This is a genomic window from Actinophytocola sp. (genome assembly GCF_049647105.1).
Taxonomy (GTDB): Bacteria; Actinomycetota; Actinomycetes; order Mycobacteriales; family Pseudonocardiaceae; genus Actinophytocola.
The window spans coordinates 20,386-29,131 of sequence record NZ_JBARWZ010000118.1 but is presented as its reverse complement, the minus strand read 5'-3'; the positions used below and the strand labels follow the sequence as shown (position 1 = coordinate 29,131).

General features: G+C 71.6%; 9 protein-coding genes. All 9 read right to left on the bottom strand.

What is annotated here, in order from left to right:
• A partial coding sequence (locus WBA97_RS14150; protein ID WP_424231247.1) for an AzlD domain-containing protein occupies positions 1–243 on the bottom strand: 243 nt, incomplete at its 3' end.
• Positions 240–929, bottom strand: coding sequence for an AzlC family ABC transporter permease (locus WBA97_RS14145; RefSeq protein WP_424231246.1), 690 nt, complete (start codon positions 927–929; stop codon positions 240–242). The genes WBA97_RS14150 and WBA97_RS14145, both read right to left, overlap by 4 nt.
• Positions 930–1,316: 387 nt before the next feature.
• On the bottom strand, positions 1,317–2,357 hold the full coding sequence (locus WBA97_RS14140) for a 3-oxoacyl-ACP synthase III family protein (RefSeq protein ID WP_424231245.1): 1,041 nt from the start codon (positions 2,355–2,357) through the stop codon (positions 1,317–1,319).
• A gap of 48 nt (positions 2,358–2,405) precedes the next feature.
• Positions 2,406–3,581 (bottom strand): hydroxymethylglutaryl-CoA synthase, encoded by a 1,176-nt coding sequence (locus tag WBA97_RS14135; RefSeq protein ID WP_424231244.1) that lies wholly within the window; start codon positions 3,579–3,581, stop codon positions 2,406–2,408.
• Entirely contained in the window at positions 3,578–4,639 is a 1,062-nt protein-coding gene (locus WBA97_RS14130) for a 3-hydroxy-3-methylglutaryl-CoA reductase (RefSeq protein ID WP_424231243.1), read from the bottom strand. The genes WBA97_RS14135 and WBA97_RS14130 overlap by 4 nt, the downstream gene beginning before the upstream one ends.
• Positions 4,629–5,699, bottom strand: coding sequence for a type 2 isopentenyl-diphosphate Delta-isomerase (gene fni, locus WBA97_RS14125; protein WP_424231242.1), 1,071 nt, complete (start codon positions 5,697–5,699; stop codon positions 4,629–4,631). The genes WBA97_RS14130 and fni overlap by 11 nt, the downstream gene beginning before the upstream one ends.
• Entirely contained in the window at positions 5,696–6,772 is a 1,077-nt protein-coding gene (locus WBA97_RS14120; protein ID WP_424231241.1) for a phosphomevalonate kinase, read from the bottom strand. The genes fni and WBA97_RS14120 overlap by 4 nt, the downstream gene beginning before the upstream one ends.
• Positions 6,769–7,761 (bottom strand): diphosphomevalonate decarboxylase, encoded by a 993-nt coding sequence (gene mvaD / locus WBA97_RS14115; protein WP_424231240.1) that lies wholly within the window; start codon positions 7,759–7,761, stop codon positions 6,769–6,771. Before mvaD ends, WBA97_RS14120 begins: the two co-directional genes overlap by 4 nt.
• Positions 7,751–8,716 (bottom strand): mevalonate kinase, encoded by a 966-nt coding sequence (mvk, locus tag WBA97_RS14110; protein ID WP_424231239.1) that lies wholly within the window; start codon positions 8,714–8,716, stop codon positions 7,751–7,753. Before mvk ends, mvaD begins: the two co-directional genes overlap by 11 nt.
• Positions 8,717–8,746 lie beyond the last annotated feature (30 nt).

Sequence of the window (8,746 nt, the reverse complement as noted above, 5' to 3'; positions counted from 1 at the left end):
CGGCAGCTTGGCCACCGCCGCCGCGGCTCCCGCCGCAAGCCCGCCGCTGCGCGCCCAGCCCGCGAACCCGCCGTCCGCGGTCAGGCCCGCCGTCACGACCAGCGCGGCGAGCAGCGCGATCGCGCCGAGCCCGAACATCCGCACCACCCGCTCTGGCAGCTCCACCCGGTCGCGCAGCAGCGGACCGGCCAGCCGGAACAGGTAGGTGCCCGCGAAGAGCACCAGGATCGCGGCGAGGGTCACGACTCCACCTTCTCGTCACCGGTCTTCTTCCGCCCCGGCGTCGGCAGCGCGGCGGCGGCGAGCCCACCCAGCGCCACCAGCACCGGCCCACCCGGTGGCAGCAGCGGAGTGGCCACCAGAGCAAGCACCGCGGCCAACGCGGCGACGGCACGGGACTGCCCGTCACGCAGTGTCGGCAACAACAGCGCGAGAATGCCCGCCGGGAACGCCGCGTCCACCCCGAAGCTGTTCGGATCGCCGATCCATTCCCCGGCGACGACCCCGACCGCGGTGCCGATGTTCCAGCACGAGTACAGGATCAGACCGGCGGTCCAGAACGCGGTCCGCGCATTTCCCTTGTCCCGGTAGGCGAGCGCGAACGCGACCGACTCGTCGAATATGATCTGTGACCCCAACAGCCGCGTCGACCAGCGTTTGCCCAACCACGGCCCGACCGCCAACCCGAAAGGCAAATGCCGGGCATTGAGCACCAACCCGGCCACCACCGCCGCGATCGGCGCACCCCCGGCGGCCACCACCCCGACGGCGACGAACTGCGAGCCGCCCGACGAGACCGTCAACGACATGAGAATCGCCAACCACGGATCAAATCCGGTCGACACCGCGATTGCCCCGAATGACGCCCCGACCAGCGCCGTGGCCGCCGCGATCGGCGCCACGGCCCGGACCAGAGCCGGATCGATCATCCCCCTGGCTTTCTGCACGCGCCAAGCTAAATGTGACCGAACAGCGCTGTCAAGGGAATCACCGTAACGGCTGAAAAGGCGCCCGTGAACCCCGCGAAGCGACTACGGAAATGCGGTCGAGCAGCTCGACGAAACCGATCCGGAACTCCTGATCCGCAACGCGCATCGTGCTGGCACCAGAGCCAGCGGTTGCGGCGGAAGACGACGTACAGGACCGCGCAGATCGCGATCATGGCGGCTTGCCGTGGTGGTGGGCTTCGGTCCGGTCGGCGCCACCGCGGTACGAGCGGCTGAGGACAGGTGCGTGAACTGTTTCCCGAAATTCGGGAAAATGGCCCACAGGGCCAAAACTGTGTGCGGGCTGCCACACCGTCGCGTGGTGGCGGCTCAACTTTCCTTGTGCGCGGCGGCCATGGCTAGCGGTGGGTGGGCGTACGCGGTGGCGGTCCACACCAGCAGGGAGGAGCCGACGGACATGCCACCACCGAAGCCGCACAGGAGCAGCAGGTCGTTTTCGGTCAGGAGGCCGTCGCGGTGGATCTGGTCCATGGTGATGGGAATCGAGGCCGCGCCGGTGTTGCCGTAGTGCTCCAAGGTCAGGTGACACGTGGCGTTGGTGAGGCCGAGTGACGGCCAGATATCGGTCAGCAGCACGCCGTTCGCCTGGTGGGGCACGAAGTGGCGGATGTCCTCCCGGCGTACGGATGCCGAGGTCAGCAGGGCGTCGACCTCGGCCGCCAGGCTGTCCTCGACGAAGCGGCGGACGCCTCGGCCGTCCATTTTGAAGTGGTGGCTGCCCTCCGCGACGGTGGTGGCCGATGCCGGGAGGCGGCTGCCTCCCGCGGGGACGCCGATGAGGCCGTGCTGGTCGCCGCGGGTGGTCAGGCGGTTGGCCAGCAGGCCATGGCTTTCGGCGACCGGGCCCAGGACCACCGCGCCCGCGCCGTCGCCGAACAGGATCGCGGTCCGGTGATCGGAGTAGTCGAGGATCCTCGAGTAGGTGTCCGCGCCGATCACCATGGCGTAGCCGTCGGGGTTGTCGTGCAACAGTCCGCTCGCCACCGAGAGGGCGAAGACGAAGCCGCTGCACACCGAGTTCACGTCGAAGGCGGCCGCGTTCGTCGCGCCGATCAGGTGCTGGACGATGCCGGCCGTCGCCGGCTGCGGGTGGTCCGGGGTCGAGGTGGCCATCACGACGTAGGACAGCTGGTCCGGGGTGATGCCGGACTGGGCAAGTGCGGACCTGGCGGCCTCGGCCGCCAGGTCCGATGTCGCCTCGTGCTGCGCCGCGCGCCTGCGGGACCGGATGCCCGTCTTCCTGGTGATCCACTCGTCGGTGACGCCGACCGCGGCGCCGAGTTCTGCGTTACCCACCGAGGTACCGGGCAGGTAGCTCCCGGTGCCGACGACACCGATGGTTCGACGCATGGTGGTCGCCTTTCCTTGGCCGCGGCCGGTAATCCCGGTACGGGCGGGTCAGCGGCGTTCGTAGACGCGCTTGTGCCCGGACAGGGAAGCGAGACGATAGGCGCCGGTGGTCTGGCTCGGCGTCGGGTAGTGGCCGCCGTCGACAGGAAACGTGCGGGAGTGCAGAGCGCGATACGCGGTGAGGTCGATCGGTTGCCGCCGGTCGAGCGCCGCGCGGTGCGCCGCGGTGCGCAGGTGCTCGCGGTAGCCGGGGACCGCGGTGCCGCAGAAGAACTCGGCGACGCTGCCCGAGCCGTAGCTGACGAACGCGATCGCCTCGCCGGTCAGATCGTCCGCGTGGTCGAGCAACGACGCGAGCGCGAGGTACACCGACGCGGTGTAGGAATTGCCGACGACCTCGTTGTACGCGGTCGTCAGGCCGAGCGCCGAGGACAGCCGCTCCTCCTCGACCTCGGCACCGGTGAAGCTCAGCAGGTGCCGGTGCGCCTTGTACGCCATCTTCGTGAACGGCTGGTGGTAGCAGAACGCGCGGAACTCCTCCAGTGGTCTGCCGCCCCGCTCGGTGTAGTCCTTCCACACCCCTTCGAGCGCCTGGAGGTACGCCGAGACGGATTCCCGGCCGGCGACCAGGGCCGTGCTGCGGTAGTTGGGGCGCCAGAAGTCCATCACGTCCAGCGTGCACAGACCCGACGGCTCGTCGATGCGCATCAGCGCGGGATCCGCGCCGACCAGCATCGCGACCGCCGCCGCGCCCTGGGTGGCCTCGCCGGGGCTGCCCAGCTCGTACCGGGACACGTCGGTGGCGATCACCAGGACGAACTGCTCGCGGTCGCGGTGGACCATGCCGACCGCGAACTGGAGCGCGGCCGTCGCGGAGTAACAGGCCTGCTTGAGCTCGACGACCCGGGCCGAGGAGGGCAGGCCGAGCAGCGAATGTACATAGATCCCCGCCGCCTTGGACTGGTCGATCGAGGTCTCGGTGGCCAGCACCACGGTCCGGATCCGGTCGGCACCCCAGCGGGCGACGACGGGTGCCGCGGCGGACGCGGCCATGGTCACGATGTCCTCGTCCTCGGCGGGGATGCTCATCGACCGTTGGCCGAGGCCGACGTGGTACTTGCCGAGCTCTGCGCCGGTGTGCCTGGCGAGTTCCGCATGCGGCAGCACGAATTCCGTCGTGGCGAACGACAGGTCGTGGATCCCGATGGCCGGTCCGTTGGTCATGACTCCTGTCCGATCTTCTCGGCGGTGCGTTCCAGGTGCACATGCGCGCGCATCAGCTCACCGGGGTTGGTCTGTGCGGCGAGGAGGGAGAGCTCACCGCACAACACGGTCGCCGCGGCGATCACGGCCAGCCTGCGCGCGTTCTCACCGGGCTCCCGCTCGGCCCGGCAGCCGAGCCGTGTCAGGTTGGTCTCCACGAACGGGAGGCCCTTGCCGTTGCCGACGGTGCCGACGATGAGGTTCGGGATGGTGCAGGAGAAGTAGAGGTCGCCGTCGCGGTCCTCTGCGACGGTCACGCCCTGCGAGCCCTCGACGATGTTGGCCGCGTCCTGGCCGGTCGCCAGGTAGAACCCGAGCAGCATGTTCGCGTAGTGCGCGTTCGCCGAGCGGATGCCGCCCGCGAGCAGGGTGCCGATCAGGTTCTTGCGCACGTTCAGCTCGGCGATCCGGGCCGCGGTCGTGTGCAACCGGTCGTGCACGACGTCACGGGGCACGGTCAGCTCGGTGACCACGTTCTTGCCCCTGCCGAGGATCCCGTTGATCGCGGTGGCCTTCTTGTCGGTGCAGTAGTTCGCCGAAATCGAGCAGTAGGCGATGCCCGGCACGGTGTCGAGCAGGTGCGACAGCAACAGGTCGGCCGCCAGCGTCGCCATGTTGTGCCCAGAGGCGTCGCCGGTGGTGAATTCGAACCGGAGGTAGAGCAGGTTGGCGGTGATCTCGTGGCGCACGGCGACCAGGTCGGCGAACCGGCTGCCGGCGCGCACGATCTCGCGGAGCTTGCCGAACCGCGCGTCGACCTGGCGCGCGGCAGCGAGCGCGGTCCGCGCGTCGACCGCCTCCACCAGCACGGACCGGGTCATTCGCTCGTCGACGAGGGTCGTGGCGATGCCCTCCGGCGCCATCCTCGAGATCCGCGCGCCGCGCTGGACCGAGGGCCACAGTGGCGACTCGTAGGTGGCGAGCGGCACCTCCGTCTCGATATTCGCGACGTTGCCCGTGATGCGCAGCGGGCCGACCCACCGCATCGGTACCCCGGCGGTCGCGTGCTCATCGGTCATGGCGGAGCTCCGGTTCCGGTGCGATGGCGCGACCACGGGACACGATTCCCCGCGCGGCGCAGAACTCGCGCAGCGCACCGCGGATGTGCACGTCGCACCCGGTCAGCTCGGCGGGGGTGCGCGCGCCGAGTACGGTCATCAGGGCCGTGATCTGGTCGAGCCATGCGGAGAGCTGCGCGACCAGTGCGTCCGGACCGCCGTCGAGCACGGTCTTGAGGAACGTCCCGGACGCGCCGACCGCTCTCGCGCCGAGAGCCAGCCCGCGCACCACATCGAGGGGGTGGCGCACCCCGCCGGACGCGAGCAGCGGCAACCCCACCTCGGCGGCGTCCAGCAGGCTCGCGGGGGCGGACTGGCCCCAGCCATCGAGGTAGGCGAAGTCGCGATACTCGCGCCTGCTGTTCTCGATGCGCGCGAAGTCGGTGCCACCGCGGCCCGCGACGTCGGCGACGCTCACCCCGAGCTTCACCAGGGCCGTGACGGTCTCCCGGCTGAGCCCGAAGCCGACCTCCTTGACGATCACCGGCACGCCGACGCCATCGGCGATCTCCTCGATCCGCCGGCTCCACGCCGCGAACGACCGGTCGCCCTCCGGCATCACGATCTCCTGCAACGAGTTGAGGTGGATCTGGAGCGCGTCGGCCCGCAGCAGGTCGATGGCCCGCGTCGCCTGGTCGACGGTCGCGTTCGCGTTGACGTTGGCGATCACGAACCCGTCCGGGTTCTCGTCGCGCAGCACGGCGAAGGTGCCCGCGGTGGACTCGTCCTTGAAGTACGGGCTCATCGAACCGCTCGCGATCGGGACGCCGGTCTCCCTGGCGGCGATGGCCAGATTCCGGTTGATCAAACCGGTTTTCGGGCTGCCGCCGGTCATCGCGTTGACATAGAGCGGAACCCGCCAGTGCAGTCCCGCGAACCGGGTGTCGAGCGAGACGTCGGCCCGGTCGAGGCCCGCGAGTGCGTGGTGGACGAACGCGACGTCGTCGAACTCGTTGTGCCCGCCGGTGCGGTGGTGCTCCATGGCGAGCCGGACGTGGTCGTCCTTGCGGTTGGCGATCACCTGCGCGGTCCTCTCGGATGCGGGGATGTGGAGGGCAGCGGCGAGATGCCCTCGGCGAGCCAGCGTTCGCGCAGCAGCCCGACGGCGGCCGGCTCGGTGTCCACCAGGGCGATGCCGCAGTCGCCGCCGCCAGAGCCCGACGGCTTGCCAGCGCCGCCAACGGCTTCGGCCGCGTCGCAGAGCGAGGTCAGGCTGTCGGTGAAGATCCCGAGGCCCGCGAGGTCGTCGGCGTCGGCGAGCAGCCGCCGTGCCCGCCGCAACTGTGCGAGCAGCGCCCGGTCGTCACCGCGTTCGAGCGCGTCCGCCGCGGCCGTCACGCACTCGCCGCTGCGGCGGGTGAACACCCGGTAGGCCGGGCTGTCGCGCCACCGTCGCACGGCGTGGCCGGTCACCCGGTCCGAAGTGGACACCGGTCGTCGGGTCCACCCGACCTCGAACGCGAGTCCGCGCGGTGGCGGCAGCCTGCGCACCTCGAAACCCGCCCACGGTGCCCGCAGCGCCGCGTCGACACCGACCCGCCGCGCCAGCGCGACGACCGCGGCCCGATTCGGCGCCCGGTAGGAGATCCAGCCACCCCATGTGCTCGCCGCGAGGTCGCCGCCGGAGGAATCCGGGTCGCGCCGGGCGGTGGCCAGCAGCGCCAGCCGGAACCGCTCCTCTGTGGACAGTGATACGCCGCAGTGGGCGAGCACCGCCGCGATCGTCGCCACGGTCACCGCGCCGCTCGACCCCAGGCCGAACTTGACACCGTTCTCGTGCAGGTCGCTGTCGATCGCGAGCCGGACCCTTGGCAGCGGCAACCCCCGCTCACCAAGCAGTTCGTCCGCCGCCTCGATCGCGGACACCACGGGCGGCGGGCCGCCACCCTCGGCGAGACCGTCGGCCCGGTTCAACCGGACCTCGTCCCCGGTCAGGTCGGAGGCGATCACCACGTCGTCGTCCTCTGGTGTGACGGTGACGGTGATCCGCCGGTCGGCCGCGACCAGGATGGCGGGCGAGCCGGGACGCAGCACCGCGTACTCGCCCGCCACGAACAGCTTCCCCGGCGCGTGCCGGACGACCGCCCCGGTCACGGCCGCCCCACCAGGTGGGCCGAGGGGCCGAGGCCCGCCACGACGGTCGAGCAGTGCGCCGACGCGGCGGACGCCGCACCGGCAACCCGTCCGGCGTCCTCGGGGTAGCAGAGGATCTTGACGTTCGGCCCGGCGTCCATGGTGGCGTAGGCGGAAACCCCTGCCCTGCGCAGTTCGAGCACGCTGTCCAGCACGGCGACCGTCGCGGGGGACAGGTACCGCACGGCAGGCCGCGCGGCGAGCATCGTGGCGTGCATGCCGAGGGCGTTGCGCTCGGCGATCTCGCCAACGGCGTCGAGGTCGCCGCGGGTCACCGCCGCCAGCATGCCGGCCAGATCCTCGGCTGCCGAGTCGACCCATGGCCGGTACAGCGGCGAGGTCTCGACGGTGCGCCGCATGGCCTCCCGGCTGGACACGGACTTGTGCCCGGTGTCGACCATCGCGATCACCATGGCGGGCGCGAAACCGGGCGATGGCACCGGCTCGGCATACGAGCTGGCGTCGTCGTGGCCCGCGTGCCACAGCGCGAAACCGCCGAAGACCGATCGCGACGCCGAGCCGGAGCCGCGACGGGCCAGCCGCGACAGCGCGGTCGGGTCCACGTCGAGCCCGTGTGCCGCCGCGGCGGCCACCGCGAGCGCGGCGAACCCGCTGGCCGACGACGCCAGCCCGGCGCCGGTGGGCACCGTGTTCCAGCTGTCCACACGGGCTTTCCCGGCCTTCCCGGATCGGCCTGCCATGGCCCGCACCAGGTCGAGGAACGCGACGACGCGGCGGTACTGCTCCCCGGTTACCGGCACGCCGTCGATCCGCACCCGGTCCTCGTCCGCGTCGAGGTGGACCGTGGTCCTGGTGGAGAAGGCGTCGAGGGTCATCGAGAGGCTGCCGGTCCACGGCAGGACCAGGCCGGCGTCCCGTTTGCCCCAGTACTTGACCAACGCGATGTTGGCGTGGGCGACCGCGGTCGCAGAGCGCGGGTCAGCGGCCATCGTCAGCACACCCCCCGACCGGAACCGCCCAGATGCGCACCGCGCCCGCGGTGAGCAGGGCGCGGGCCAGCTCGCGGGCCCGGTCCGGCCGGTCCGCCAGCGCGACCACGCACCCGCCGAGTCCGCCGCCGCTGAGCTTCGCGCCGAGACCGCCCGCGGCGAGTGCGGCGTCGACCAGCACGTCGAGCGGCTCGGTGCTCACCCCCAGCACGCGGAGCAGGGCGTGGCAGTCGGTGAGCCGTGCGCCAAAGCCCGCCGCGTTACCCGAGGCGAGATCGCGCACGGCGGCGCCGGTCAGCGCGGTCACGGCGTCGACGAACTTCGCCAGCGCCCCCGGCCGTCGCTCGAAACCGGCGCGTACCAGCTGGACCGCGTCCCTGGTCCGGCCGGTCGTGCCGCTGTCCGCGATGACGAACACGCCGGGGAACCCGATGTGGACCGGCTCGGCGACGCCATCGCGGAACACCAGCGGTGTCGGTGAGCCGGTGGTCACCGCGTCGACGCCGCTGGCACGACCGTGCTCGACCTGCTCGGCGGTCTGCACCAGCTCGTACACCTCGGCGGGCGCGAGGTCGCGGCCGAGCAGATCGGCGATGGCGAGCACGGCGGCCCGTGCGCAGGCGGCACTGGAACCGAGCCCCCGGCCGAAGGGGATCGAGGAGTCGAGGAGCACCTCGACCCTCCGTCCGCCGGTGCCGTCGAGCACCTCGGCCGCCGCCCGCAGGCCTTCGCCGGGGTAGGGCGCGGTCCCGAGGGAACCGGTCGTCAGGAACGACACCTCGCCCGGCTCTGCGAACCGGGTGGCCCGCGCCGTCACGGGCAGTGCGGGCACCGGCAGGGCGAGTGCCGGCGAGCCGTACAGGACGGCGTGCTCGCCGAGCAGTACCGCCTTGGCGTGCGCGCTTCCGACGCCGGACGCCGCCGTCGGGCCGGGCGCCACTCGTGGTGTGGTCAACGTCGTCGCCTCCGGTAGCCGTTGGCCGGG

Coding starts and splice junctions, on each gene's coding strand:
- WBA97_RS14145 (WP_424231246.1), bottom strand. CDS start 929: ATGATCGATCCGGCTCTGGTCCGGGCCGTGGCGCCGATCGCGGCGGCC.
- WBA97_RS14140 (WP_424231245.1), bottom strand. CDS start 2,357: ATGCGTCGAACCATCGGTGTCGTCGGCACCGGGAGCTACCTGCCCGGT.
- WBA97_RS14135 (WP_424231244.1), bottom strand. CDS start 3,581: ATGACCAACGGACCGGCCATCGGGATCCACGACCTGTCGTTCGCCACG.
- WBA97_RS14130 (WP_424231243.1), bottom strand. CDS start 4,639: ATGACCGATGAGCACGCGACCGCCGGGGTACCGATGCGGTGGGTCGGC.
- mvaD (WP_424231240.1), bottom strand. CDS start 7,761: ATGGCCGCTGACCCGCGCTCTGCGACCGCGGTCGCCCACGCCAACATC.